This window comes from Pseudomonas sp. TWI929 (assembly GCF_039673335.1).
GTDB lineage: Bacteria > Pseudomonadota > Gammaproteobacteria > Pseudomonadales > Pseudomonadaceae > Aquipseudomonas.
In genome coordinates this window covers 1-1,241 of the sequence record NZ_JBDJLK010000176.1, presented here as the reverse complement: position 1 = coordinate 1,241, position 1,241 = coordinate 1, and the positions used below count along the sequence as shown (strand labels likewise).

The 1,241-nt window shown below is 60.7% G+C and carries 1 protein-coding gene; it reads right to left on the bottom strand.

From position 1 onward, the window contains the following. Nucleotides 1–86 precede the first annotated feature (86 nt). Complete coding sequence (locus ABE456_RS28420) at nt 87–1,088, bottom strand: sulfate ABC transporter substrate-binding protein (protein WP_346646897.1); 1,002 nt, start codon at nt 1,086–1,088, stop codon at nt 87–89. Between the last annotated feature and the right edge of the window lie 153 nt (nt 1,089–1,241).

Sequence of the window (1,241 nt, the reverse complement as noted above, 5' to 3'; positions counted from 1 at the left end):
CCCACAGGGGCCCCACAACATTCAGCCCTGTGGTGATCCTGTGGGAGCGGCTTCAGCCGCGAAGAGGCCGGCCCTGCCTACATCAATTACTGGTTGTTGGTGTAGATCTGGTCAAACACCCCACCATCATTGAAGTGGGTCTTCTGCACGGTGCGCCAGTCACCAAAGGTTTTCTCCACCGACAGGAAGTCCACTTTCGGGAAGCGGTCGGTGTACTTGGCCAGCACCGTCGCATCACGCGGGCGCAGGTAGTTGTTGGCGGCGATCTCCTGGGCTTCTGGCGACCACAGGTACTTCAGGTACTCCTCGGCCACGGCCTGGGTGCCTTTCTTGGCCACTACCTTGTCGACCACGCTCACTGGCGGCTCGGCTTCGGCCGACACGCTCGGGTAAACCACTTCGAACTGGTCGCGGCCGAACTCGCGGGCGATCATTTCGGCTTCGTTCTCGAAGGTTACCAGCACGTCACCGATCTGGTTGGTCATGAAGGTGGTGGTGGCAGCGCGGCCGCCGGTGTCCAGCACCGGTGCCTGCTTGAACAGCTTGCCGACGAAATCGCGGGCCTTGGTTTCGTCACCGCCTTGCTTGAGCACATAGCCCCACGCCGACAGGTAGGTGTAGCGGCCGTTGCCCGAGGTTTTCGGGTTGGGCACGATCACTTGCACGCCGTCCTTGAGCAGGTCGGGCCAGTCTTTCAGGGCTTTCGGATTGCCCTTGCGCACGATGAACACGGTGGCCGAGGTGAACGGCGCGCTGTTGTTTGGCAGGCGGGTCACCCAGTTGTCCGGCACCAGCTTGCCATTGTCGGCCAGGGCGTTGATGTCGGTGGCCATGTTCATGGTGATGACATCGGCTGGCAGGCCGTCGATCACCGCCCGCGCCTGCTTGCTCGAGCCGCCGAAGGACATCTGCACGTTGACCTTCTCTTTGTGCTCGGCTTCCCAGTGCTTCTGGAAGGCCGGGTTGTAGTCCTTGTAGAAGTCGCGCATCACGTCGTAGGAAACGTTGAGCAGGGTAGGGGCGGCCTGGGCGAGGTTGCCCAGGGCCAGGCCTGCGGCGAGCAGCGAGGCGGTGAAGAGTTTTTTCACGTTGCTTCCTTGTTATCGAGAAGGTGTTGGCAATTTGCCTGCGACTATAGCGGGTGGGTTTGTGGGGGTTAAAGAACAAAAAAGCCTTTGGTTATATCGTTGGCAGTGCCGGCCTCTTCGCCGGTTGAAACCCCCCCAAAAAAAGCGGCCCTA